Here is a 24938-nt window from a genome sequence, read left to right as displayed (position 1 = left end):
GCCCGCACCTCGGACCATGCGGCCGGCAAAAGCGAAGCTAAGCTCCATGCTCGGCCATCGACGTCCTGCAATCCACGTGACCACGCCCCGCTCGCCTTCCTGCAGACGCTGCAGACCCCCGCGGCGCGTCCCTTCCTGAATTTCAGGCGCCGGCCTGCCCACTCTCGTGGCGCAAATGCCCAAAATCTATTCTTGCCGCACCAAAAAGACCGATGTCATAGTTATGACATGAGTACAGTTATGCGACAAAGCTCCGAACTTCGCGACGAATACGCGGCATTGACACGCCAGCGCATCGTTGCCGCCTTTGTCGAGTCGCTCGAAGACGAGGCCGCCGACGACGTTTCCATGGCTGATGTCGCCAGGCGCGCCAGGGTCGCCGAACGCACCATCTACCGGCATTTCAAGACGCGAGCGGAGCTTCTCACCGCCGCCGGCGAATGGATCGAGGACAACGTCTTCGGCTACATTCCGTTCACGTCGCCAGACGAACTGCCGGCCATCTTTCGCAAGCTGTGCAGGAGCTTCGATCGGCATCCGCATCTCGCGCGCGCCATCGCACTGACCCGGGCCGGCCGCACCATGCGGGCCGGCTTCCGGCGGCGTCTGATCGAACAGCATCGCAAGGCGATGGCTCCTCTGACGCGGCACCTCAAGCCGAAGGAGGTCCGCCAGGCCGAGGCGCTCGCGAGCTACCTCAACAACGTGCTGGCCTGGAGCGCGCTGCGGGAGGATTTCGGCATGTCCAGCGCCGAGATCGCCGATGCGATCGAGTGGGCGCTGAGCACGCTGCTGAAAGATGTCCGCCGACGGGACGCAGCCGCGGCGCGACTGTCTTCCGACAAGGGTGGTCGATCAAAGCGAAAACGAACGGCGGCCGCGAAAGCCCCGGCGTAACAGCAGGATAAAGTCATGGTATCCCTGAACGCAGTCCCCGACGATCTTCTGATCGATGCGGCAGACGAGATTCGCATCCGCCAGGATCTGGTGCTGACGGCCCTCGGCCATCGCCCGGCCGACCGTGCCTTGCGGGTCGGACGCTTGCTCGACGTGCACAGCCGTAGCTGGAGCGAGGACCAGGAGATCGTCTTCAAGGGCCGCCGCATCGCCTGGGTGGGACCGGCGGGCAGCTATCCCGGTGAAGTCCGCGAGCGCGTGCACCGGCCGAATCTGGCGGCCGTTCCGGGTTTCGGCGAGGTGCACAAGCACATCGAAAGCTCGCATTTGACGCCGGAATGGGAGGCGGCACTGGTGCTGCCGCGCGGCAATACCTGGACCTGCGAAGCCAGCCACGAATTTTCAAACGTCAACGGCGAACGCAATCTCGAATTCTGGTTCGAGGCGCGCCGGCGCGGATCGCCGCTGAAGATATTTCCTCAACCCGGATCGGCGGTGCCACCCACCGCTTATGAATGGGGCGGCGGCTGGTACGGCGGCGAGGAACAGGCGCGTTTCATGGGCCAGAGCCTGATGGTCACCGGCCTCGACGAAGTGATGGACTGGCCGGCGGTGTGGAATCCGGACAATCCGTCCTATGCGCGGATCTGGGCCATGATCGAGGCGACCTTTGCGGCGCGCGGCGTCGTCGAAGGGCACGCCGCGGGCTTGCGGGACCTGCCATCCATCAATGCCTTTGCCGCGGCGGGGCTCGCCTCCGACCACGAAGTGCAGACGCCGGAGGAAACCTGGGACAAGCTGACGCGCGGCCTGTTCGTCGAATTGCGCGTCTACGCGATGGCCGAGATCGTCGCATGGCTGCTCGCGAAGGGCCTGCAGGACTGGTCGCAGATCGCGTTCACGACGGACGACCGCAGCGCCAGCCATACGCTCGACACCGGCGCCAGCGACCACAATGCGCGTGTCGCCATCGAGGCGGGCCTGGCGCCGGAGATCGCGATCCAGTGCCTGACCATCAATCCGGCGCGCCACATGCGCCTGACCCCGTATGTCGGCAGCCTGTCGCCCGGACGCTTCGGCGACGTCGTGCTGCTGTCGGATGTCGGCAAGCTCGAAATCGCCGAGGTATGGGCCGACGGCGCGCAGATATCGGACGGCAAGCGCTATACCGGCCCGGTTCCGGAGATCAAATGGCCGGAATGGGCGACCCGGACGGTCAATATCAAGCGCACGATCCAGCCGCAGGATTTTGAAATCCCCGCCGGGCCCGGCCGTACCACCATGAACGCCGCCGTGATCCGGCCGTTTCACTGGCATCCTGATTTCTACACGCTCGAACTGCCGGTGCGCGACGGCGCCGTGCAGCGCGACTCGAGCCAGGCCATTACCAAATTTGCGATCGTCGACCGCTTTTCCGGCGATGGCCGCGTCTCCAAGATGTTCTGGCGCGGGTGCGGACCAAGCACGCCGGATACGGCAGTTGCCTGCTCGGTGGCGCACGACAAGCACAACATCTGGGTCGTCGGCTCCTCGGACGCCGCGATGGCCAAGGCCGTCAACGCCCTCGTCGAACTGCAGGGCGGCTGGGCGCTCGTGCGCGAGGGAGAACTCGTGGCCACCGTCCGCTTCGAGGTCGGCGGCTTGATGAGTTGCCGTCCCGCCGAAGCGCTCGATGCCGACATGCAGGCGCTCTACGCCGAGGGCCGAAAAGTGGACTGGATGTTCGAGCCGACCTACCGGCCGCGCTGGTATCCGGGATTTCCGGAGCGGCTGATGTTCGCGACCCTGACCTGCGCGCCATGGAGTTGGGTGCTGGTCGCGCCATGCGAGCAGGCGCCGCTCGGTTTCATCAATGTGCAGACGGGCGAAGCGCACCCGGTGGTCTGGTAACGGCAAAGGTCGGAGGGACACGATGAACGAGATGACGCCGCCACAACTGGCCTCCGGTCCGACCGCGCCCAGCCCTGCCACCGCATCGGGTCGTGCGGCTGCGAGCCTGATCGACGGCTTCTTCCGCCTGACTGAACGCGGCACCAGCGTCGGGCGCGAAGTGATCGCCGGCGCGACCACCTTCGCGGCGATGGCCTATATCATTGCGGTGAACCCGGCGATCATGTCCGGCGCGGGAATGGACCGCGCCGATCTCGTCAGCGCCACGGCGCTCGCAGCGATCTTCGGCTGCGTCATGATGGGGTTGACCGCCAATCTGCCGCTCGCGGTCGCTCCGGCCATGGGCTCCAACGTCATCTTCACCTATGTGATCGTGAAGCAGATGGGCATGCCCTGGCAGGGCGCGCTGGCCATGGTCGCGTTCACCGGCGTGCTGTTTCTGATCCTCAGCCTCTCCAGGCTGCGCGAGCGGATTGCAAAGGACGTTCCGGAAGCGCTGAAGATCGGCATCCAGGCCGCGGTCGGTACCTTGATCGTGTTCATTGCATTGCGCGGTGCGGGGTTCGTGGTGCAAAGCCCGACGACCTATATCGCCATGGGATCGTTGCGCAGCCCGTCGGTGCTGCTGACGCTGGCGGGTCTGCTGCTGACCCCGGTTCTGGTGGCACGTCGCGTTCCCGGGGCCCTCATCCTGTCGATTGCAGCACTCACCTTGATCGGTCTTTTCGTTCCCGCGGCGAACGGCAAGATGGTGACCTCGGTGCCATCGGCCATCCTGTCCTGGCCGCGCTGGCCGACCAGCACCTTCATGGCGCTCGATGTCGGCTACCTCTTCACCCATTTCGTGGTGGCCTTGCCGCTGTTGTTCTATTTCCTCTGTGCCGAGTTCTTCTCGACCCTGGGCACGCTGATCGGCGTGACGGGCGCCGCCAATTTGCGTCGCCCTGACGGATCAATCCCCAATGCCACCGCCGCCTTCGCTACCGACGCGACAGCCACGATCGTGGGGCCGCTGCTCGGCACCTCGGTGGTCACCGCCTACATCGAATCCATCACCGGCGTACAGGCAGGCGGGCGCACCGGCCTGACGTCGCTGACGGTCGCCGCCTTCTTCTGCCTGGCGCTTTTCTTCTGGCCGGTGTTCGTGATCATTCCGCCGCAGGCAACCGCGCCGGCGCTGGTGCTGGTCGGCATCCTGATGATGCAGGGCCTCGCGCGCACCGACATGATGGATCTCAGCAATGCGACACCGATCGTGCTGACGCTGCTGGTGACGGTGTTGACCAACAACCTGATCAACGGAATGGCGCTGGGAACGCTGTGCTACCTCGCCCTGGAAGTCACCATGGGCCGCCGGGCGCAGATCCCCGCGATGGTCTGGGGCCTGGGCGTGGTGTTCATTCTCTACGGGATCGTGACGGCGCAGATCATGTAAGGCGACGTGATGCGAGCGCACCGGCTTCCGGCGGGAATCGCGAAGGTCAGAAGCATCCGCAGCGTTCTCCGATTCAGAACGCATCCATCACAACAATGCATTTGCAAAGTGGAGAGGTAACCTAGCTTGATCGATGCCAAGCCGTACGGCCGCGCAATGGGGCGCGACGACGGAGGATCGATACCGTGCAGATGCGGCTATTTTTTGACCAGACCTCGCCATACGCCCGCAAGTCAAGGGTCGCCATTTATGAGAGCGGAAACGACGCAATTCAATCTTCAGCCAAGAGAAATGCAATCGTTCGGCCGTCCCTGATCGCGACACGGCCATGCTGAGCGTCGAGTCCGGAGCGGTCTTCAGCAGCCGCCATCTTGCCGATATTTTCAGCACCGCGCCGATGCGCGCCATTTTCGGCGAGAGCAATTCACTGGCATCCATGCTGCTGGTCGAGGCCGCGCTGGCCAGGGTTCAGGGGCAGCTCGGGGTGATTCCTGCCGAGGCTGCAGTGGCGATCGCTGCCGCCGCGCGTGCCGAACGGCTCGATCTTGACGAACTGGCAGCGGGCACGTTGCGCGCCGGTCTGCCGGTCGTGAACCTGGTCGAGCAGTTGATCCGGCTCACCGGCAAGCCCCATGGCGAATTCGTCCATTGGGGTGCCACCAGCCAGGACATCATGGACACCGCGCTCGTGATGCAGATCCGCGACGCGCTCGAACTCGTCGACCGCGACCTGGAGAGCCTGATCTCGGCGGTGGCGGCTCTGGCACGTACCCACCGCGATACACCGATGGTCGGCAGGACCAAGCTTCAGCACGCGATCCCGATCACTTTCGGCTTCAAGGCTTCGGTCTGGCTGTCGGGCCTGCTGCGCCACAGGCAGCGCCTCGCCGAACTCAAGCCACGCGTTCTGCAGGTTCAGTTCGGCGGCGCGGTCGGCACGTTCGCTTCGCTCGGCGATGATGGCGACCGCATCCGCGCCGCGCTGGCCGGCGAACTCGGGCTCGCCGAGCCGCTGGTGGCATGGCATGCCGCGCGCGACGCCCTGGCCGAAACGGTTTGCCTGCTGGGGCTGATCTCCACCAGCCTGAGCAAGATCGCAACCGATGTCGTGCTGATGGCACAGACCGAGGTCGGCGAAGTATCGGAGCCGGGCGGCCAGGGCCACGGCGCTTCCAGCACCATGCCGCACAAGCGAAACCCGATTATCTGCGAGCAGATTCTCAGCACCGGACTGTCGTTGCGCCGCCTCGCAAGCGCCATGCTCGACGCCTCGGTCCACGACCACGAACGGGCAACGGGACCGTGGCAGGCCGAATGGTTGCTGCTGCCGGAAGCCTTCATGCTGATCGCCCGGGCCATGGATAACGCGGTGCGGCTCTGCACCGGTCTCATCGTCAGACCCGATGCGATGCAGGCCAATCTCGGGCGGACCCAGGGGCTCATCGCCGCCGAGGCCGTCATGATGGCGCTCGCGCCGCACGTCGGGCGCCATCACGCGCACGAGATGGTGGGCGCTGCTTGCACGCACGCCATCGCTTCGGGCCTGACATTGGCCGAGAGCCTTGCGCGCGATCCGGCCGTGACGGCCCACCTCGCGCCGCATGAGATTGAAGCGGCCGCGGATCCGGCCCGTTACACCGGCCTGTCCGGCCGTGAGGTCGATCGCGTCCTCGCGGCCTGTGCCGATCAGCCAGTCAACCCGGCACAAGCGCCGACACGGAGCGGGACCACATGATTCTGAAATGCTTGCGCGCAGTCGCTGTCGTAACTGCGGTTCTGACAATGCCGAATGTGGCACAGGCCGACGCGGCGTTTCCGTCACGGCCGATCACGCTGGTGGTCCCTTTCGCGGCAGGCGGTCCGAACGACGTGATGAGCCGGATCGTAACCGAACACATGTCGCGAAAACTCGGCCAGCCGATCATTGTCGAGAACGTCGCCGGGGCGGGCGGCACGACCGGTTCGACGCGCGTCGCGAAAAGCGCGCCCGACGGTTATACGCTGGTCAGCGGTCACGTCGGCACCCATGCGGCATCGGTCGCGCTCTATCCAAATCTTCGCTACGACCCGCTGGTTGATTTCACGCCCATCGGCCTGGTTGCCGAAACGCCGATCCTCGTCGTCGCCCGCCGAGACCTCGGCGCGGACAGCATGGCGTCGTTCATTGCGAGCGCCAAGGCGCGTGGCGCGGATCTCACGTTGGCCCACGCCGGTGTCGGTTCGATCAGCCACATCAGTTGCCTGCTGTTCACCAGCGTGGTCGGGTTCAAGCCGGTCGGGCTGCCGTATCGCGGATCGGCGCTGGCGATGACCGACCTGATCGCAGGCCGCAGTGACTTCAGCTGTGCACTGCTGGGCGACGTGCTTCCCTTCCTCGGTGACAACCATTTGCGCTTTCTGACCGTTTCGGCCCCCGCCCGCGTGCCGCAATTGCCGGACACGCCGACCGCCAAGGAAGCAGGACTTCCAGGGTTTGTCGCGTCAAGCTGGTTCGCATTCTACCTGCCGAAAGACGTGCCGGACGCCATTCGCGCCCGGTTCACCGAAGCGCTTGGCGCAGCGCTCGACGACGACGCCGTGCGAAAGAGACTCGAACTGGCAGGCCTGCTGCTGCCGCAGCCGGATCAGCGCGGCCCCGAACCGCTCAAGCGGCGGATGGCCGAAGAGATCGCGCGTTGGCAGGACATCGTCAAAACCGCGCAGATTCGCCTGGATCCATAGGCGTAACTGGTCCAACAGCTCCCTCTTCGGATTGATACCGAAGGGCTCCCGGACTCCGGCTTTTGCATCGGCGTCAGCGCCGCCTTCATCAAGGAGCTGATGCGGCGCGTGGCACAGGCAAGCGTTGCCCGCGATGGCGGCACGTCAGCCGAATCCGCTGATATGAAGAGTTGCCGAGAATTTGCGCCCGACCGGTGCGGTGAGCACCGGTTCTCCTAGTCATCGAAGCCAAACAACTTGGCCGGATTGGTCACCAGAATTTTCCGCAGCTCCGACTCATCGGGCGCGTAGCGATACAGCAGTTCCAGCAAATCCGCGTCGTTGGGCGGCTGGACGACCGAGACCGGATGCGGCCAGTCGCTTGCCCATACACAGCGGTCGGGCGCAGCCTCGATATAGGCGCGGGCGATCGGAATGACGTCGTCCCACGGCGGGCCGGCCTTCGAGGTCTTCTCGCCGAGCGACAGCATCACCCAGAAATTACCTTTCGAGAGCAGATCGAGCACCGCACGCAAATTCGGGTCGTCCTTGCCGCGCTCTGGATCTGGCCGGCCCATGTGATCGATCAGAACAGGCACGTTCAGTCCGCGGATCTTGTCGAGATTCCCGACGATTCCATCCTTCTCGGGCTGGAACTTCGCATACCAGCCAAGTTCCCGGATGCGCGCGATGGCGCGCTCGAAGTCCTTGTCCGACAGCACCGCGCCAAGCTCTTTTCGGAAACTGAAGCGCGCGCCGCCGACGCCCGCGGCGTCGAGCTTGGCAAGATAGGCGTCATCGGCTTCGGCAAAGACGAGTGCGTTGGCGCAGGCGCGGTAGTTCGGCCCCATGGCGGCCAGGCCGTCGAGCACCACCGAATGATCGGCGCCATAGGTCGTGGTCTGCACGATGATGCCGCGCTCGATGCCGAGCGCCTTGTGGACGCGCAGCGCCGCCTCCCAGGTCGCTGATGGCATCTGGTAGGCCGCCCCTGCCCGGATCGGATATTTTTCCACCGGCCCCAGCACGTGAAACTGGCTGTCGATGCTCTTCGGCGGCGGCAATTTTGATGGACGGCGCGGATTCGGATCGAACGGCAGGTAGCTCGGCATGGCGCGTCTCTCTTTCAGGCTCAATCGATCACGGCGGTGAAATCGCACTGCACCAGCGCGCCGCCATCCATGCTCATCTGCAACGCATGACGGGCGGGGCGCGAATGCTCGTCCGGAAACATCTTCAGCCATTCGACGTTGACAGGCGCACGCTGGGTGCGATCCTGCAGCCACACCGTCATCTTGATGATGTCGTCGGTGCTACCGCCGCCGGCTTCCACGATGGCCTTCATGTGGGCGAACATGTTGGCGCACTGGTCCTCGATACGTTCGGGCATGACGCCGGTTGCGGGATCGCGACCGAGGATGACGCCAGACATCAAGAGATTGCCGATCCGGCATGCATTCGGAATTGGGTTGGCGTGTTTGAACTCGCCGATATGGATGCTCTTGCGTCGCGCCATGTGCGCACCTCGTTTTGATAAATGTTTACTCAGACGAATTGGCAGGAGACCGATCCAAACGGACCGTAATCGGCATGAAACGTATCGCCCTTGCTGACCTCGACCGGGCGCGTAAAGGATCCCGCCAGCACCACTTCGCCTGCGGCCAGATGCTCGTCATGGAGGGCCAGCCGGTTGGCGAGCCATGCCACGCCGTTGGCCGGGTGGTTGAGGACGCCGGCCGCGATTCCGGTCTCCTCGATCTGCCCGTTGCGAAACAGCAATGCGCCGATCCAGCGCAGATCGGCCTCCAGCGGCCGGAACGGCCGGCCGCCGACCACCAGTGCGGCATTCGCCGCATTGTCGGAGATCGTATCCGTGACCTTGCGCGGTGCTTTCGTTTGAGGGTCGACCCGGTGCATGCGCGTCTCGAGAATCTCGAGCGCAGGCGTGACGTAGTCGGTGGCGTTGAGCACGTCGAACAGCGTGCAGTCCGGCCCCTTCAGCGGCGCCTTCAGGACGAACGCCAGTTCGACCTCGATGCGCGGAGCATGAAAGCGGTCGAACGGGATCGGGCCGGCGTCCGAATAGAACATGTCCGCGAACAGCACGCCGAAGTCAGGTTCGGAGATACCCACCGCGTTCTGCATCGCCTTCGACGTCAGGCCGATCTTGTGGCCCTTGATGATCCGGCCGCGCGAAAGCTGGAGCCTGGTCCACGTCCGCTGGATCGCATAGGCATCCTCGATCGTGAGTTCCGGATACTCCGACGTGAACGCAGGGATCAGTGACTTGCTGCGTTCGGCTTCATCGAGGCGTTGCGCCAGACGGTCGACGGTTTGCTGGTCGAGCATGATCTAGGCTTCCGCGGCAACGACGTTGCGTAAGGTACCGATGCGGGAGGATTCCACCTCGACCAGGTCGCCGGGCTTTAGCCAGCGCGGCGGATCGAACCGCGCGCCCGCGCCGGTCGGCGTGCCGGTTGCGATCATGTCGCCCGGCTTCAGCGTGGCGAACGTCGAAAGATAGGCGATCAGGAAGTCGAACGGAAACATCAGCCGCTCGGTGGAATCGTTCTGGCGCACCTCGCCGTTGACGCGGGTGACGATATCGTGCGGCCCGCGCGGATCGCATTCGTCGGAACTGACGATCCACGGTCCGACGCTGCCGGAACGATCGAAATTCTTGCCCTGCGTGACGTTGAACTTGCCGTGGTGCAGCCAGTCGCGCACGCTGCCTTCGTTGCACAAGGTCATGCCGAAGATGTGCTCGAAGGCCCGCTCACGCGGGATGTGGCGGCCTGCCTTGCCGATCACGATGACGAGTTCGCCCTCGTAATCCAGCTGCTCGGATATTTTCGGCTTCTCGATCGGCTGACCGGATCCGACCACCGAGGACGGATTGCGGACGAACAGGCTCGGATATTTCGGCAGGTCGGAATCGTCCTTATATTCGGCGTTGCGATCCCGGTAGTTGACGCCGATGCACCACAGTTTTTCCGGAGCCGGGATCGGCGAGCGCAAGGTGAGATCGTCGAGCGCATGGTCGGGCGCCTGCCCGGCGACGGCGGCGCGCGCCGCCTCCAGCCCGTTGCCCGCAATCAGCGTGCGCAGATCCGGAAATTTGGACCCGACCCGTCCCGTCAGATCGACGACACCACCGGCAACGGCGGCGCCAAAGCGTGGTTGTCCGTTCGCGAGATAGCTGAGCAGGCGCATACGATCAGGACTCCGACTTCGAGGTCTGGAAAACCGGTTTCAGCGTGACGATCTCGCCGAGCCGCGCGTAGCGCGGACCGCCGATGCGCGCGATCGGATCGAGCGCCTCGGTCTCGATCTTGCCGTTGTGCAGCAGCCCGTCGCGAACGTGGAATACCAGCACTTCGCCGACGATCAGCCGGCTGCGGGTCTCGCCGAATTCGAGGCATTGTCGAAAGCGGCACTCCATCGCGATCGGTGCTGCGGCGAGACGAGGTACCTTGATGCGCTCGCTCGGCAGCGTCTCAAGCTGCAACTCCTCGACCTCACTGACGTCGGGCGGATGCTCGGTGGAACTCTCATGCACCGCAATCATCAGGCTCGAATCCGCGATGTGGACGACGTATTCCTCGTTGTTGAGGATGTTATGCGCGGTGTCCTTGTAGAGCCCGGCCTTGCGGCCAACGCTGATCGCCAGCATCGGCGGCTTCGGCGAAACAAAAGTAAAGGCGCTGAACGGCGCCAGATTGACGGTGCCGCCGCTCGACAGGCTGGTGACCCAGGCGATCGGACGCGGCACCACGATGCCGGTGATCAGCCGGTAGGCCCTCTCGGCATCGAGATCTGACGGATCGATCTGCATCACGAATTCCTCAATACGGTTCCCTCAATCGGTCTTGATATTGGCTTTGCGGACCACGGGAATCCATTTGCCGTCCTCGGCTTCGAGATAGCTCTTGAACGCCGCCGGCGTCATCGTGACGGCCTCCGCGCCGAGCGTGTTGAACTTCTCGACGATCAGGGGATCCTTGAGGATGGCCGCCATCGTATCGTGGAGCCTGGCCACGATCTCGGCGGGCGTGCCGGCCGGTGCGAACAGGCCGGTAAAGGTCTGGCCATCGAATTCCTTGTAACCGAGTTCGGCGAAGGTCGGCACGTCAGGTATCCAGGAGGCGCGGTGGCTGCCGGTGACTGCAAGTGCGCGCACCATGCCTTTCCTGATGAAGGGCAGTCCGACCGAGATCTGATCAAAGGCGAATTGCACCTGGCCCCCGATCAGATCGTTGATGGCGGGCGCATTTCCGCGGTAATGCGCCGTCACCCATTGGACGCCGAGCGTCGACTGCACGAGTTCGCTGAGCAAATGATTGGTGGTGCCGGCGCCGGGCGAGGCCATCGTCAGCTTGCCGGGCTCACGGCGAGCGAGATCGAAAAATTCCTTCAAGTCCTTTGCCGCCACCGACGGATGCACCTCGAGCACCAATGGCGTCATCGAAATCGAGGTGATGGGCAGAAAATCCCGCTTCCAGTTGTAGGCGTCGCGCTTGGCGATCTCGGGGGCGAACAGCACCGGTCCGTTGGCGCCGACAAACAGGGTGTAGCCGTCGGGAGTGGATTTTGCGAATGCCTCGCCGGCAATCAGGCCGCCGGCACCGGCCTTGTTTTCCACGATGAAGGGCTGACCCAGCATGGTTTGCAGCTTGTCGGCGACGATGCGCGCGGCTCCGTCGACATTGCCGCCGGCCGGATAAGGCACGATGAGCTTCACCGACCGTGCCGGCCATTGCTGGGCCGCGACCGGCGTGCTCGACAGCGCCGTGATCAATGCCGTGACCGCGATGCCAGCGATGGCGAACAATCTCATTGCATCCTCCCGTAAGCGAGCAGCTGGAGCAATCCGCTACCCTTGTTTGTTGTGGTGCGAGCGGCAGCCCGTCTGCCGATACGTGCATCGCGCCCAGTGATCCGATCTTGCCCTACGGGCTTCCCTTGTCGATGGAATTGTGGTGTTTTTGTCCACATTATGGACATTGGGCGAACCCGAATGACGGATGGCCGGCGGCGCGGCAGACCGGAACCGCAGCAGGGCGGACAGGCGATCCGCCGCGCCTTGAACGTGTTGCGGATTCTCGCGGCCGGCCGGGAAACGGGCGTGCCCTTGTCGGAGGTCGTCCGGGCGACGTCCCTCACCCGTCCGACCGTGCACCGGATCGCGCAGGTGCTGATCGAGGAAGGCATTGTCGAGCGCAGCGCCCAGACCGGACGCTACGCAATCGGCCGGCAGGTGCCCGAATTGGCGCTGGCGCGGCAATCGCGCTCGCCGCTGCTGGTCGCGGCCGAGCCTCATCTTGCCCAGGCGTCCGCACTGCTCGGCGATACCTTGTTCCTGACGGTACGCACCGGGCTCGATACGCTGTGCGTGGCGCGCCGCATCGGCTCATATCCGATCCAGGTGCTATCGATCGAGGTCGGCGCACGGCGGCCACTCGGGGTCTCCAGCGCGGGCGTAGCCATCCTGGCCGCGATGCCGGCACCGGAGGCGCGCAAGATCGTCCTCGCCAACGAGGCACGGTTCATGGCCTATCGCACCGAGCTGCCGACGGTACTTGGGCAAATACGGCTCGCGCGGCGCTTGGGCTACAATTTGCGCGACGTCGGCCTCGTGCAGGGAACGAAATCGCTCTCGGCCTGGATCAGGAGTCCCGACGGTCAGCCCGCGGCGGCGATTACCCTTTCTGCGGTAAGAAACAGGCTCAGCCCGCGCCGTGCCATCGAGGTGTCTGATGTCCTCATCGCCATCGCACGAGGCATCGAGCGAACGCTAGCGAATGTGTCAGGCACCTGACCGGCGGGCTTTTCGAACGGAACGACAGCGTGCCCCGGGCTCCGGATCTAGGACTGACCTTTCAGAAATACCCGGCTGGCGAGCACGTCCGACGCCTGCAGCGACATCACGTCGTCGGCGTCCAGCACACGGTCGAGATCGGCGACAAGGCGATTGGCCTGGCGCAGCCGCATGCGGTCGAGCGCGTTCCGGATCGAACGCGCGTTGGAGAACAGCGGCTGGGTGACGCGTAAAGCAATGTAGCGGATGAACGCCTCCCGCGTCTCCTCGCTGAACTTGTAGTTCAGGTCGTGCAGCATCAGTTCGGCGATGGCGAGCAGCTCATAGCCGGAACAATCCGGAAAATCGATATGATGGGCGATGCGCGAGCGGAAGCCCGGGTTGCTGGCGAAGAATTTTTCCATGCGGTCGCCATAGCCGGCGAGGATCACCACCAGATCCTCGCGCTGCGATTCCATGACCTGCAGCAATATCTCGATCGCTTCCTGGCCGTAGTCGCGTTCATTGTCCGGCCGGTTGAGGTAATAGGCTTTACAATTTGCTTTTCAGTAGGCGAACGGCGCCACGCGAAACCAATCTAACGCTGGACCCACCTGACGCGACAGCGACCAGGCCGCCATTTCCGCGTTGTTTCGGGCCGTGAACCGAGACGTCGGCAATGATCCTATCCCCAATGCTTCCTGACGCGCGGCAGAGCGAAGGCGCGGGATCACGTGACATTCTCTCCCGATCGATAGCGCGCTCCGAGAGCGGGGACGGCTGCATAAGTCCTCGGAGAACCGGCGAAGATCGGCGCCGGCGCCGAGTAAGATACCACGCCACCCGGCATTTCGACCGTGATCCGGCGAAGATGAGGACCTTTTTTCGCTTGCCGCGCACGCTGCGCAGGGGGAGTATGTTCGGAACGTACGGGGGAAAACGTACGGGGATGTGATTACAAATCACAGCGGAGGAATCATGAAGCCACACCGGCTCGAGGCCGGACAATATCATTTCACTGTTTCGCATCTTCTCGAGTCCTGCCCGCGAGAACTCTGTTCCAATCGGGCGAGACACCGTTGGTTCAACCAAGCTCGAAGAAGGATTGTCGCGCAATGAAGATCTTCTCACCCAGGAATGCGGCTCTGGCCGTCGCAGCCTCCGTCTCGCTGGCGTTCGCCGCCACGGCGCTCGCCCAGCAGCCAAGGACGCTCAAGATCCAGTCGGCGGTGCCCCCGTCGAGCACCACGCAGGATGCACTCAAGTTCTTCGCCGATCGGGTCGACAAGCTGACCGGCGGCAATCTCAAGATCGAGGCGCTGCCGGGCGGCGCGATCGTGCCGCCGTTCGAAATTCTGGATGCGGCACACAAGAAGGTGATCGACGGTGCCTATGGCATCTCCTACTGGTGGGTCGGCAAGAGCGTCACCGCAACGCTGTTCGCCAACACCCCGGCCGGCATTGCCGGTATGGATGCGGTCGACTTCATCGGCTGGGTCTATGACGGCGGAGGCCTCGAATTGTGGAACGAGTTCTACCAGAAGGAGCTCAAGCTCAATCTGGTCGCCATGCCGAGCATCCCGCCGAGCCCCCAGGCGCTCGGCTGGTTCAAGCGGCCGATCAAGGACCTTCCCGACTTCAAGGGCATGAAGTGCCGCCAGACCGGCATCGTCTCCCAGCTCTATGCCAAGATGGGCATGGCCGTCGTCAATATGCCGGGGGGTGAGATTCTGCCTGCCGCCGAGCGCGGCACGATCGATTGCGCGGAGTGGGTCGGTGGAATCGAGGATTTGCGCCTCGGCCTGCATACGGTCTGGAAACATCACTACACGCCCGGCATGCACGAGAGCGCCTCGGTCGCCGAGCTCGCGATCAACAAGGACGTCTGGGACAGCTTGCCGGAGCAGAACAGGGAAGCGATCAAGTCGGCTTCAACGGAGACTTTCCTGCGTTGGTGGGCGACGTTCCAGAGGTTGAACGCGGATGCCATCTTGGAGTTCACGGAAAAGCACGGCGTGAAGCTCATGACGACACCGCCGGAGATCAACACGGCGTTCCTGAAAACCTGGGACGAGTTCGCGGCCGCGGAAGCCGCGAAGAACCCGTTCTTCAAGAAGGTCTACGACTCCCAGAGGGCCTATGCCTCGAAGGTGGTCCCGGCCAAGCGCTTCATGTTCCCGCCCTACGCCTTGCAGGCCGACCACTATTGGCCGACGAAGACGCAATGAGATCGCGTTGAGCGATATTTCGGGACGAGGATTGACGGAAGGGCGGCCCTAGCCGCCCTTCTCGTATGGCGACACGATCGAACTCGCCCCATCGGCCGCAACACGCAACACGCGCAGCTTACTCGGGATCCGTTTGCATGAGCAGCCTCTCCCTTCCACCAACGCTGATGCCTCCCAGAGGCTATCTGGCTGTCATCCGCATCATCGACAAGTTCACGGAGTGGACGGGCCACCTGTTCGTGCTGTTCATCATTCCGCTGATCATGTCCAACGTGATCGAGGTGTTCGCCCGCTACGTCCTCAAGGACCCGACGATCTGGGCCCTCGATATCACGACGATGTCGTACGCGGCGCTGTTCATGCTGGGATCGGCGCTGGCGCTGCTCAAGGGCGCGCACGTGCGAACCGACATGCTGTGGGAGGCATTCTCGGATCGAACCAAGGGCATGATCGACAGCATCGCGTTCATCCTGTTCTTCCTGCCGACCATGGCGGTGCTGTTCTTCATCTCGATCGACGACTTCATTTACGCAGTATCGATCAACGAGCGCTCGGCCTCCGGCGCGTGGGCGCCGATCCTGTGGCCGCTGCGCGGCGTCATCCCGCTTACCGCTTTCATGCTGTTCCTGCAGGGCATCTCGGAACTCATGAAGAGCATCTGGGCCTGGCGGACCGGCGCATTCCTGACCAGGCACGAGAAGATCGAGGTCTGACAGCCATGAGTTACTCCGAAAGCCTCGGACTGATCATGCTTGTCGGCATGATCGCGGTCATCTTCATCGGCTTCCCGATCTCTTTCACGCTGCTGTTCCTCGCCATCATCTTCGGCGGGCTGGGGCTCGGCTGGGAACAGACCTTCAATCTTGCCTACCTGCAGATCTGGGGCACGATGAAGGACGAGATCTTCCCGGCCGTGCCGCTCTTCATTTTCATGGGCTACATGACCGAACAGGCCGGACTAATGGAACGGCTGTTCGGGGCGATGCGCAGCCTGCTGGCGCCGGTGCGCGGCTCGCTCTATCTGGCTGTGATCCTCACCGCGACGATCTTTGCGATGGCAACCGGCATCGTCGGCGCGGCGGTAACCGTGCTCGGCATCATGGCGGCACCGATGATGATCAGGACGGGCTACGACGCGCGGCTGTCGGCGGGCGCGATCGCGGCCGGCGGCACGCTCGGCATCCTGATCCCGCCCAGCGTGATGCTGGTGGTGATGGGCCCGACCATGGGCGTACCCGTCAACCTGCTCTATTCGGCAGCGTTCGGCCCCGGCTTCCTGCTCGCGGGCTGTTACATCGCCTACACGCTCATCCGCAGCTTCATGGATCCCACGCTCGGCCCGCCCATGACGATGGATGAGCGAAGGGAAGCCTACGATGCGATGACGACCGAGAAAGTGAACCTCGCCGTGGTCTCCCTCGGCCTCTTCTGTCTCGTCGTGATGGTCTATCTGCTTGCCGAACTGCTGTTGAGCCAGGCGGGCGTGCCGCGCATGGCCATCGGCGCGGGCTCGATGAATATCTCGGGAATTGCAGCGGTGCCGGCGCTGCTGGCGGCATTCCCCTATTTCCGAAGCCCCTATTTTCGCGCCGTGGTGTTGGGTATCGCGCCGCTCAGCGCGCTGATCGGCTTTACGCTCGGGACGATCGTCGGAGGCCTCGCGACGCCGACCGAGGCGGCCTCGTGCGGGGCTTTCGGCGCGACGCTGCTCGCGCTGGTCTACGGCCGGCTCAATCTGAAATCGGCGACCAACGCTGCCACCGGCACCATGGTGACCTCGGCCATGGTGCTGTTCCTGGCCGTTGCCTCGACCGTGTTCGGCGCCATCTTCACCAAGCTCGGCTCGGCAAACCTGCTTACGAGCTACCTGCTCGCCGTGCCGGTGGGCGATTGGTGGAAGCTGGCGTTGATCATGGCCATCTTCTTCATTCTGGGATGGCCGTTCGAATGGCCGGTGATGATCCTGGTGTTCATGCCGATCGTCTTGCCGGTGGTCGAGAAGCTGCAGCTTGGCCTTGGCAAGCTCGATTTGCTGATCTGGTTCGGCGCGCTCACGGCCGTCAACATGCAGACGTCCTATCTCAGTCCACCGGTTGCCATGTCGGCGTACTATCTGCGCAACGTCGTGCCGCAATGGAGGCTGTCGACGATCTACAAGGGCATGGCCGACTATATGGTCATCCAGGCGATCGTGTTGGCCCTCCTGCTGCTGTATCCGCAGATCGCCCTTTGGCTGCCGCATGCGACGAGGTAGCCGATAGCCGGAATCGCGACGGCACCCGGCAAGCATGCGTGCATCGCGACCGCGAGGCGCCTAATCCTCCGTCCCCGCAATCTCGGCGATGAATCGTCCACAGCGTCATTTTCAGTATTTCCTTATCGGTCGTCCACGACCCCGCTCTTACTCATGATTGTGGACCACGAGATGCTATTGGACATGAATGGCCGCTTAGCGCCAAAAGCTGCCAGTCGCGATTCAACGCGGACAATGTCTGCTTCTCGAAAGTAGAAATCGTCCGTCAGATTGGCCCTGTCCGAAAATTAGCGCAAAGGAGTACCCCCACGCACCCATTTAGGCGGCTTCGCGTCGGCGACGTCGATCCGCTAGATCCGTGATACGGACAACATTCGTCGGAAGATTAGGCTCGGCGGCGAGCACTGGCTGAACGATCTCAGGTCCAATAACCGTGGTCTCGCAGGTCGGCGCTTCGATGGATGTCAGGAAGGCGCGGCCGGCATCAGTGATCTGCCACCCGCTGTCGTCTCGGATAACATAGCCGCTGGAAAAAATGCTCAGATCCGGCGCGCGCGCCGCCAGGCGCTTCATGCGGTCTGACCAATCCGCGCCGCTAGACATCAAGATGGCAACAGATCTAGTGACGTCAGCGTGCGTTGCTCGTCCTCCAGGGTGTCCGGCCAGGACCTTCAACGTCGTGATCTGAATGCTCACGCCACGCCCCGCAACCACCGATGACAATACGCAAATGAAAGACCGAACGTATCGGCCTGTTGGGGGATATGTCGAGTGATTGCAGTCGACGCGCAGGCGGGCTTTGCCGAGTTTTCCCGACAGCGTCAAATTGGCAACAGATTAGCGGTCATTGTGCGGAAATAGCCGAGCGCGAGCGCTTGGGAGCTTTGCGCCAGGAGTGGACATCCCTTGAAGTCCGTTCTTACCCGGTGCGGTCATTGTCCCAATCTTCGAAGTATCGAATCGGCTTGGCTGCAGATTTCGCGGACGATCTCGCCGGCCGGCCGTACAGTCGAGACGAGACCGACGCTCTGTCCAGCCCATAGCGACATCGCTTCAACATCCCCTTCGGTACTGGCACCGGGCGTGTGCGACTGGTAGCGAACGACCTGCCCGCTCACCGGCGACGATCCGATAGCTTCGCCCTCTCCCGGGCGCTGGCCGGTTGGAGGATCACAAACACGTGTGATTACCTCCGCACTACTGGTCGCACCCGCTCTACTGGGACATGGTCGCCGTTCTTGCTGACGACCTTCAGAAAGACTTCTTCCTGAGTCGCTTTGTCGATCATGCGGGAAGATCCTTTGCCGAGATGCTCATCTCCCCATTGGCTCAATGCCATCAGCACAGTGATTAATTCGATGCCGGCTTTGGTGGGGTCGTATTGGTAGCGCTTTCTCGCCCCCGCCTCCTTGTAAGGTGTTTTTTTAAAGATGCCGTACTCAACAAGCTTTTCTAGGCGCTCAGACAGCACCGCTCTTGGTACGCCCAGAAACTTTTGAAAGTCCTGGAATCGGCGAACGCCCCATGAGGCCTCGCGCAAGATCAACAAGGTCCAGGATTCACCAACAATGTCGAGCGTTCGCTTGATGGAGCAGTTGTTCTTTTGCTCCAAGATCAAGCGAAGGTCCGGCTTGGACGAATGCGCTTTTTCTGAGTTCATTTTTCATACTTAGGTTGACGTTGATCAAAGTTCAGTTCATTATACGAACTTAGCATGGTTTTGTGTCGAGCGGTCAGCGAACCCATGAGATTAATTGGCGGAATGAGCCATACGGCGCTCGCGGAGGGACAATGAAGTTTTTGCAAATGTCTAAGTTTGGCAATCCCACGGAGGTGGTTGAAGTTGTCGAAAGCGATCCACCCCCACCGCCGGCAGCAAATGAAGCCACGGTCGAAGTCGAATACTCAGCGATCGGTCTCGCTGAACTTCTGATGATTCGTGGCAGGTATGGGATCAGGCCACAGCCGCCGGCGCCGCTCGGGAACGAAGCTATTGGACGCGTTGTCGCCGTCGGAGACTCGGTTAAAAATGTAAAGACTGGCGATCGTGTCGCCATTCCGACCGGACTTCCCGTGTGGAGGCAGGCCATAACGGTCGCGGCCGCCGATCTCATCGTCTTGTCTGAGCAAGCCGATCCCCAACAGCTGTCAATGCTTCGGATCAATCCGCTGACAGCGGCATTGCTCTTAACCGAGTATGTCGAACTCGGCAAGGACGACTGGGTCATCCAGAACGCCGGCAATTCCGGTGTGGGGCGCAGCGTCATTGCGTTTGCACAGGAGTTCGGACTGCGCTCGGTAAGCCTCGTGCGCAGACCCGAACTCGTGGATGAGTTGAAGTCAGCCGGAGCTGACGTCGTCCTTGTCGATGGACCCGACGTTGTGAAGCAGGTTGCAGTGGCGACCGGCAAGGCTAAAATCAAGCTGGGCATCGACGGCGTGGGTGGCGACTCCTCGCACTCGGTTGCGTCTTGCCTAACGTCGAACGCCAAGATGGTCGCCTATGGCGGCGTCAGCGGAAAGCCCGCGGCCATGAGTCCTCTGAACATCATTTTCAATCAGGTGACCCTGGAAGGATTTTGGCTGGGATATCCGCGCTTTCGAAATGCACACGAAAAGCTTGCGGCTCATACGCGGACAGCCGAGCGACTGATCACCGAAGGCAAACTACACGTTCCGATCGCCGGCGTTTATTCGCTCGAGCAGGCAACTCAGGCCCTTGCGCATGCGCAAAAAGGCGGGAAAGTCCTTCTGAAACCCAACTAATGGATAATCAACGGTCAGGCGCCCTGAACTCCAGGGCGCCTGAAACCGCAACTAGTCCGATATGGAAGAGATGGTCCTAATTCTAATAGGGCGAACCGGAGGAAACATGACTGCTCTTTTAGATCTGGTGCTCGAGTCTCACGGAACTCTTGAACGATGGCGAAAATTCAACGCGATCGATGTCAACCTTTCGATGCATGGTTCGCACTGGACTAGAAAGGGATGGGACGGTGTCTTCAAAAATGTTCAATTGAAGGCGCAAACGAAAGAACAGCGAACTTGCTATACGCACTTTACCGAAGAAGGCGTGCAAAGCATCTACGAACCGGATCGTGTTCGGCTAGAGACAATCGACGGGAAGCTTATTGAGGAGCGCGTACATCCAAGAAAAGCGTTTGAAGGACACACCCTTCAGACTACGTGGGATAGGCTGCATTTGGCTTACTTTACCGGGTATGCACTTTGGAATTATCTGAATACTCCATTTATGTTTGTCACTGAGAGTGCCAAAGCGGAAGAAATAGATCCGGTGTCCGACCAAGGCACGGTACGCCGGCGGCTGAAGATCACTTTTCCCGAGAAAGTAGGAACTCACTGTCCGGACCAGATATTCCACGTCGATGAAAACGGGCTCATCACGCGTTTGGATTATACCACGCTCGTGGCCGGTGGTGCTCAAGCCGCGCACTACATGTCCGAGTACAAGAACATTCAAGGGATTATGGTGCCAACCAAACGGCGCGCGTTCAGGAGAAACCCGGACGAAACTCTAAATACTGAATCTGTTCTCGTCGGTATTGATATCTCTGCAATTGTCTTGACTTAAGAAAAGCATGAGACGGCGAACCTGTCGCCGTATCGTTCCAAAAAGCGGTCATCACGCGCAACTAACTTCCGGACTTGTCTGTCCGGAACACCCGGCTGGCGAGCACGTCCGACGCTTCCAGCGACATCACGTCGTCGGCGTCCAGCAGACGGTCGAGATCGCCGACAAGGCGATTGGCCTGGCGCAGCCGCATGCGGTCGAGCGCGTTTCGGATCGAGCGCGCGTTTGAGAACAACGGCTGGGTGACGCGCAAGGCGATGTAGCGGATGAACGCTTCGCGCGCCTCGTCGCTGAACTTGTAGTTCATGTCGTGCAGCATCAGTTCGGCGATGGCGAGCAGCTCATAGCCGGAATAATCCGGAAAATCGATGTGATGGGCGATGCGCGAGCGAAAGCCCGGGTTGCTGGCGAAGAATTTTTCCATACGGTCGCCGTAGCCGGCGAGGATCACCACCAGATCCTCCCGCTGCGACTCCATGACCTGCAGCAATATCTCGATCGCTTCCTGGCCGTAGTCCCGTTCATTGTCCGGCCGGTTGAGATAATAGGCCTCATCGATGAACAGCACGCCGCCCATCGCCTTCTTCAGCACTTCCTTGGTTTTCGGCGCGGTGTGGCCGATATATTGCCCCACCAATTCATCGCGGGTCACCGAGACGACATGGCCGCGGCGAACGAAACCAAGCCGGTGCAGAATGCTCGCGATCCGCAGCGCCACTGTGGTCTTGCCGGTGCCGGGATTACCGGTGAACGACATATGCAGAGTCGGAACGTCCGTCGTCAGATTCATGCGCTTACGGATGCGTTCGATCAGTAGCAGCGAAGCGATCTCGCGAATACGGGTCTTGACCGGCTTCAACCCGATCAGCTCGCGGTCGAGCTGGCTGAGGATCTCCTCGATGCCGACGGCCTCGAGTTCCTCGCGGAGACTGACTTTGTCGGTCATCGGTGAGACATCCAAATCCATCTGCGAACCTCAATACGCCAGAGAAAAAACTCCGTCGCCGCTTTCGCAAGCGACGGAGGATCCGGCAGGCACGGACGACAAGGGAGCAATCGTCCGGCGCGGCCCGGATGAAGTGGCTTAACCGTAGCGCCGGCCCTCGGGACGGTCGGCCGCGTAGGATTTCGTGGTGTAGCGGATGTTGCGGCCGGCCATCTCGTGCCGCTCGAGCCGGAAGCCGGGTTCGTCCTTTGGCCGGTTGACGATGAAGGACAGCCGCACCGATTCCCAGCCGTGGCTGGAATCGAAAGCCGACAGGCGGATGTAGCTGTTGCCATATACCTTGCGGCATTGATCGAGCTCCAGCATCACGCCTGCGGCATCGCGGAGATCGAACATCGGCAGTCCCCACATTTCCCAGAAATTGTTGCGGGGATGCGGATCGTCGGTGAATTCGATGTTCACCGCCCACCCCTTCTCCAGGCAATACTGGACCTGGCGCGAGATCTGCTCGTCGGTGAGGTCGGGCAGGAATGAGAAGCAGCCCTGGGTTATGCGCATGATATCAGCTCCTTACATCGCGACGCTGGGTGTGGGGACGTAGTCCGGCATGTCGGTCGATTCGTAGTTGAAGGTGACGTCCTTCCAGATCTCGAGCGCCGATTTCAGCGGCGTGCAAGTCTGTGCCGCCTTGGCCAGAATCTCGGGGCCCTCGTGCAGATAATCGCGCCCCTCGTTGCGTGCGAGGATCATCGCCTCCAGCGCCACGCGGTTGGCGGTCGCACCGGCCTGAATGCCCATGGGATGACCGATGGTGCCGCCGCCGAACTGCAGGATCACGTCTTCGCCGAGATGATCGAGCAGCTGGTGCATCTGGCCGGCGTGAATGCCGCCGGATGCCACCGGCATCATCCGGTTGAGGCTGGCCCAGTTCTGCTCGAAAAACACGCCGTGCTCGAGCCGCATCGGATTGTAGTCCTCGCGGCAGATATCGTAATAGCCGCGCGTGGTCGCGGGATCGCCCTCGAGCTTGCCGACCACGGTGCCGGCATGGATATGATCGACACCCGCCAGCCGCATCCATTTCGCGATGACGCGGAACGAGACGCCATGGCTGCGCTGCCTTGTATAGGTCGAATGCCCTGCCCGGTGCAGATGCAAGATCATGTCGTTGCGGCGCGCCCATTTCGCCATCGACTGGATCGCGGTGTAGCCGATCACCAGATCGATCATGATGATGACCGAGCCGAGCTCCTTGGCGAATTCGGCGCGCTCGTACATGTCCTCCATGGTGCCGGCGGTGACGTTGAGATAGGTGCCCTTGATCTCGCCGGACGCCGCTTGCGCCTTGTTGACCGCCTCCATGCAATAGAGGAAGCGCTCGCGCCAATGCATGAACGGCTGCGAGTTGATGTTCTCGTCGTCCTTGGTGAAGTCGAGCCCACCCTTGAGCGCCTCATAGACCACGCGTCCATAGTTGCGGCCGGAGAGCCCGAGTTTCGGCTTCACGGTGGCCCCGAGCAGCGGACGGCCGAACTTGTCCATGCGCTCGCGCTCGACCACGATGCCGGTCGCAGGCCCCTGGAAGGTCTTCACATAGGCCACCGGCAGCCGCATGTCCTCCAGCCGCAACGCCTTCAGCGGCTTGAAGCCGAACACGTTGCCGATGATCGAAGCCGACAGATTGGCGATCGAGCCGTTCTCGAACAAATCGAGATCGTAGGCGATGTAGGCAAAATACTGCCCCGGCGAGTTCGGCACCGGATCGACCCGGTAGCACTTCGCGCGGTACTTTTCCGCCGCCGTCAGCCGGTCGGTCCACACCACGGTCCAGGTCGCGGTCGAGGATTCGCCGGCCACCGCCGCCGACGCCTCGATCGGATCGACGCCATCCTGCGGCGTGACCCGGAACAGCGCGATGATGTCGGTGTCCTTTGGCTCATAGTCGGGCTCCCAATAGCCCATCTTCTTGTATTCCATGACGCCGGACTTGTAGCGATCCTTGCCGCGAATGGTCATTGAGTGCTGGTTCATATTGGTTTCCTCATGTTTCGTGCGGCGGCTGATTGGAGCCGTGGGGGTCAAAAGGTCATGCGGCATTGGTCATCTCCCCGATGCGTGGATCGAGCGCGCCCGAGCGATAGCGTTTCGCCATCTCGGCCAGTGGCATGACCTTGATCTGCGAGGCGTGGCCGGCGGTGCCGAATTGCTCGAAGCGCTCGCGGCACAGCTCGCGCAGCGCGTCCATCGCCGGTTTCAGGAATTTGCGCGGGTCGAATTCGCTCTTGTGCTGGGTGGCCACCTTGCGGAACGCCGCAGCCATCGCCAGCCGGCAATCGGTATCGATGTTGACCTTGCGGACGCCATGCCTGATGCCGCGGACGATCTCCTCGACCGGCACGCCCCAGGTCTGCGGCATCTCGCCGCCGAACTGGTTGAAGATGTCCTGCAGCGGCTGCGGCACCGAGGAGGAACCGTGCATCACCAGATGGGTATTCGGCAGCCGGCGGTGAATCTCCTCGACCACCCGCATCGCCAGGATGTCGCCGTCCGGCTTGCGCGAGAATTTGTAGGCGCCATGCGAGGTGCCCATCGCGATCGCCAGCGCATCGACCCTGGTGGCGCGGACGAAATCGACCGCCTGGTCCGGATCGGTCAGCAATTGATCGTGGCTGACTTCACCCTCGACGCCGTGGCCATCCTCCTGTTCGCCGCCGCCATGCTCCAGCGAGCCGAGCACCCCCAATTCGCCTTCGACGGAAGCGCCGACCCAGTGCGCCATGTCGACGACGCGGCGGGTGATATTGACGTTATAGTTGTAGTCGGCCGCGGTCTTGGCATCGGCCTCGAGGGACCCGTCCATCATGACCGACGTGAATCCATATTTGATCGCCGTGGCGCAGGTTGCTTCATCGTTGCCGTGATCCTGATGCAGGCAGAGCGGGATCTGCGGATGCATCTCCTCCAGCGCGTCGATCATCTTCGAGAGCATGATATCGTTGGCATAGGAGCGCGCACCGCGCGAGGCCTGGATGATGACCGGCGCATCGACGGCGGCCGCCGCCTCCATGATCGCAAGGCCCTGCTCCATATTGTTGATGTTGAATGCCGGCACGCCGTAGCCGCGCTCGGCGGCGTGATCGAGCAATTGCCTCAGTGTGATCCTGGCCATCAAAACCTCCGTGTCATTGTTGGTGTGCAG

Annotated in this window: 23 protein-coding genes and 1 pseudogene; 11 read left to right on the top strand and 13 right to left on the bottom strand. The window is 62.2% G+C overall.

Going from position 1 to position 24938, the window contains the following annotated elements; translation table 11 throughout:
- Positions 1 to 240 precede the first annotated feature (240 nt).
- The 5 genes from ACSQ84_RS27095 to ACSQ84_RS27075 all read left to right on the top strand — a co-directional run bounded on the left by ACSQ84_RS27095 (position 241) and on the right by ACSQ84_RS27075 (position 6943).
- The gene (locus ACSQ84_RS27095; protein ID WP_436214772.1) at positions 241 to 897 is read left to right on the top strand and encodes a TetR/AcrR family transcriptional regulator; all 657 of its coding nucleotides are present in this window, start codon (positions 241 to 243) and stop codon (positions 895 to 897) included.
- A gap of 15 nt (positions 898 to 912) precedes the next feature.
- Positions 913 to 2787: an adenine deaminase gene (locus ACSQ84_RS27090; RefSeq protein WP_436214771.1), complete on the top strand. Its 1875-nt coding sequence runs from the start codon at positions 913 to 915 to the stop codon at positions 2785 to 2787.
- A 22-nt stretch (positions 2788 to 2809) separates the two neighbouring features.
- Positions 2810 to 4222: an NCS2 family permease gene (locus tag ACSQ84_RS27085; RefSeq protein ID WP_436214770.1), complete on the top strand. Its 1413-nt coding sequence runs from the start codon at positions 2810 to 2812 to the stop codon at positions 4220 to 4222.
- A 328-nt stretch (positions 4223 to 4550) separates the two neighbouring features.
- Positions 4551 to 5957: a 3-carboxy-cis,cis-muconate cycloisomerase gene (gene pcaB, locus ACSQ84_RS27080; protein ID WP_436214769.1), complete on the top strand. Its 1407-nt coding sequence runs from the start codon at positions 4551 to 4553 to the stop codon at positions 5955 to 5957.
- A gap of 47 nt (positions 5958 to 6004) precedes the next feature.
- Complete coding sequence (locus ACSQ84_RS27075; protein WP_436214768.1) at positions 6005 to 6943, top strand: Bug family tripartite tricarboxylate transporter substrate binding protein; 939 nt, start codon at positions 6005 to 6007, stop codon at positions 6941 to 6943.
- Positions 6944 to 7158: 215 nt separating this feature from the next.
- Here the strand turns inward: ACSQ84_RS27075 and ACSQ84_RS27070 are convergent, their stop codons facing one another.
- From ACSQ84_RS27070 to ACSQ84_RS27045, 6 genes are read right to left on the bottom strand one after another with little or no spacing between them, the layout of a single operon-like run.
- Complete coding sequence (locus tag ACSQ84_RS27070) at positions 7159 to 8034, bottom strand: amidohydrolase family protein (RefSeq protein ID WP_436214767.1); 876 nt, start codon at positions 8032 to 8034, stop codon at positions 7159 to 7161.
- Positions 8035 to 8054: 20 nt separating this feature from the next.
- Complete coding sequence (locus ACSQ84_RS27065) at positions 8055 to 8438, bottom strand: RidA family protein (protein WP_436214766.1); 384 nt, start codon at positions 8436 to 8438, stop codon at positions 8055 to 8057.
- A gap of 29 nt (positions 8439 to 8467) precedes the next feature.
- Complete coding sequence (hpaH, locus tag ACSQ84_RS27060; protein ID WP_436214765.1) at positions 8468 to 9271, bottom strand: 2-oxo-hept-4-ene-1,7-dioate hydratase; 804 nt, start codon at positions 9269 to 9271, stop codon at positions 8468 to 8470.
- A 3-nt stretch (positions 9272 to 9274) separates the two neighbouring features.
- Positions 9275 to 10135 (bottom strand): fumarylacetoacetate hydrolase family protein, encoded by an 861-nt coding sequence (locus ACSQ84_RS27055; RefSeq protein WP_436214764.1) that lies wholly within the window; start codon positions 10133 to 10135, stop codon positions 9275 to 9277.
- A gap of 4 nt (positions 10136 to 10139) precedes the next feature.
- The gene (locus tag ACSQ84_RS27050) at positions 10140 to 10757 is read right to left on the bottom strand and encodes a flavin reductase family protein (protein WP_436214763.1); all 618 of its coding nucleotides are present in this window, start codon (positions 10755 to 10757) and stop codon (positions 10140 to 10142) included.
- Between the two features lie 24 nt (positions 10758 to 10781).
- On the bottom strand, positions 10782 to 11759 hold the full coding sequence (locus ACSQ84_RS27045; RefSeq protein ID WP_436214762.1) for a Bug family tripartite tricarboxylate transporter substrate binding protein: 978 nt from the start codon (positions 11757 to 11759) through the stop codon (positions 10782 to 10784).
- Positions 11760 to 11939: 180 nt separating this feature from the next.
- Here ACSQ84_RS27045 and ACSQ84_RS27040 point away from each other — a divergent pair, with 180 nt between their 5' ends.
- Positions 11940 to 12740, top strand: a complete 801-nt coding sequence (locus tag ACSQ84_RS27040; RefSeq protein WP_436214761.1) for an IclR family transcriptional regulator — start codon at positions 11940 to 11942, stop codon at positions 12738 to 12740.
- 47 nt (positions 12741 to 12787) lie between these two features.
- Here the strand turns inward: ACSQ84_RS27040 and ACSQ84_RS27035 are convergent.
- A pseudogene (locus ACSQ84_RS27035) lies at positions 12788 to 13273 on the bottom strand (CbbX protein); the annotation flags it as partial.
- Positions 13274 to 13834: 561 nt separating this feature from the next.
- Here ACSQ84_RS27035 and ACSQ84_RS27030 point away from each other — a divergent pair.
- From ACSQ84_RS27030 to ACSQ84_RS27020, 3 genes are all read left to right on the top strand, one after another.
- Complete coding sequence (locus ACSQ84_RS27030) at positions 13835 to 14947, top strand: TRAP transporter substrate-binding protein (protein WP_436214760.1); 1113 nt, start codon at positions 13835 to 13837, stop codon at positions 14945 to 14947.
- Positions 14948 to 15084: 137 nt separating this feature from the next.
- The gene (locus tag ACSQ84_RS27025) at positions 15085 to 15660 is read left to right on the top strand and encodes a TRAP transporter small permease subunit (RefSeq protein WP_436214759.1); all 576 of its coding nucleotides are present in this window, start codon (positions 15085 to 15087) and stop codon (positions 15658 to 15660) included.
- Between the two features lie 5 nt (positions 15661 to 15665).
- Positions 15666 to 17201 (top strand): TRAP transporter large permease, encoded by a 1536-nt coding sequence (locus ACSQ84_RS27020; RefSeq protein WP_436214758.1) that lies wholly within the window; start codon positions 15666 to 15668, stop codon positions 17199 to 17201.
- A gap of 318 nt (positions 17202 to 17519) precedes the next feature.
- Here ACSQ84_RS27020 and ACSQ84_RS27015 read toward each other — a convergent pair whose 3' ends face one another.
- Both ACSQ84_RS27015 and ACSQ84_RS27010 read right to left on the bottom strand, forming a co-directional pair.
- Positions 17520 to 17774: a hypothetical protein gene (locus ACSQ84_RS27015; protein WP_436214757.1), complete on the bottom strand. Its 255-nt coding sequence runs from the start codon at positions 17772 to 17774 to the stop codon at positions 17520 to 17522.
- A 613-nt stretch (positions 17775 to 18387) separates the two neighbouring features.
- The gene (locus ACSQ84_RS27010) at positions 18388 to 18861 is read right to left on the bottom strand and encodes a winged helix-turn-helix transcriptional regulator (protein ID WP_436214756.1); all 474 of its coding nucleotides are present in this window, start codon (positions 18859 to 18861) and stop codon (positions 18388 to 18390) included.
- A 131-nt stretch (positions 18862 to 18992) separates the two neighbouring features.
- Between ACSQ84_RS27010 and ACSQ84_RS27005 the strand changes: the two genes are divergently transcribed.
- Both ACSQ84_RS27005 and ACSQ84_RS27000 read left to right on the top strand, forming a co-directional pair.
- Complete coding sequence (locus tag ACSQ84_RS27005) at positions 18993 to 19967, top strand: zinc-dependent alcohol dehydrogenase family protein (RefSeq protein ID WP_436214755.1); 975 nt, start codon at positions 18993 to 18995, stop codon at positions 19965 to 19967.
- A gap of 106 nt (positions 19968 to 20073) precedes the next feature.
- A complete protein-coding gene (locus ACSQ84_RS27000; protein WP_436214754.1) occupies positions 20074 to 20793 on the top strand; it encodes a hypothetical protein in 720 nt (239 codons plus the stop codon).
- Between the two features lie 61 nt (positions 20794 to 20854).
- Here the strand turns inward: ACSQ84_RS27000 and cbbX are convergent, their stop codons facing one another.
- The 4 genes from cbbX to fba all read right to left on the bottom strand — a co-directional run bounded on the left by cbbX (position 20855) and on the right by fba (position 24908).
- Positions 20855 to 21739 (bottom strand): CbbX protein, encoded by an 885-nt coding sequence (cbbX, locus tag ACSQ84_RS26995; protein WP_436214753.1) that lies wholly within the window; start codon positions 21737 to 21739, stop codon positions 20855 to 20857.
- Between the two features lie 138 nt (positions 21740 to 21877).
- Positions 21878 to 22297 (bottom strand): ribulose bisphosphate carboxylase small subunit, encoded by a 420-nt coding sequence (locus ACSQ84_RS26990; RefSeq protein WP_436214752.1) that lies wholly within the window; start codon positions 22295 to 22297, stop codon positions 21878 to 21880.
- A 12-nt stretch (positions 22298 to 22309) separates the two neighbouring features.
- On the bottom strand, positions 22310 to 23770 hold the full coding sequence (locus ACSQ84_RS26985) for a form I ribulose bisphosphate carboxylase large subunit (RefSeq protein WP_436214751.1): 1461 nt from the start codon (positions 23768 to 23770) through the stop codon (positions 22310 to 22312).
- A 55-nt stretch (positions 23771 to 23825) separates the two neighbouring features.
- Entirely contained in the window at positions 23826 to 24908 is a 1083-nt protein-coding gene (fba, locus tag ACSQ84_RS26980) for a class II fructose-bisphosphate aldolase (RefSeq protein WP_436214750.1), read from the bottom strand.
- Positions 24909 to 24938 lie beyond the last annotated feature (30 nt).

It is taken from the genome of Bradyrhizobium sp. LjRoot220 (assembly GCF_964252915.1).
Taxonomy (GTDB): Bacteria; Pseudomonadota; Alphaproteobacteria; order Rhizobiales; family Xanthobacteraceae; genus Bradyrhizobium.
The sequence above is the reverse complement of the archived record's forward strand: the minus strand, read 5'-3'. Positions and strand labels throughout refer to the sequence as shown.